Below are 251 nucleotides of genomic sequence, written 5' to 3'. Positions count from 1 at the left end.
CGTCCCGCCTATCCCCTGTTGTCCATGTTCAAAGCCGTCCTGCTCGGACAATGGCACAGCCTCTCCGATCCCGAACTTGAACACAGCCTCATCACCCACATTGATTTCAACCTGTTTTGCCGTTTTGACGAACTAAGCATCCCCGATTACAGCACCTTATGCCGCTACCGCAATTGGCTGGCGCAAGACGACACCCTGTCCGAATTGCTAAAACTGATTAACTGCCAACTGACCGAAAAAGGTTTAAAAGT

1 protein-coding gene is annotated in these 251 nt (G+C 50.6%); it reads left to right on the top strand.

Features of this window, described 5'->3' with window-relative positions; all coding sequences use genetic code 11:
• A partial coding sequence (locus ACTHSN_RS10845) for a transposase (RefSeq protein ID WP_440365322.1) occupies positions 1-251 on the top strand: 251 nt, incomplete at both ends.

The sequence above is a fragment of the Neisseria sp. P0009.S010 genome, assembly GCF_051958545.1.
GTDB lineage: Bacteria > Pseudomonadota > Gammaproteobacteria > Burkholderiales > Neisseriaceae > Neisseria > Neisseria subflava_A.
The sequence above is the reverse complement of the archived record's forward strand: the minus strand, read 5'-3'. Positions and strand labels throughout refer to the sequence as shown.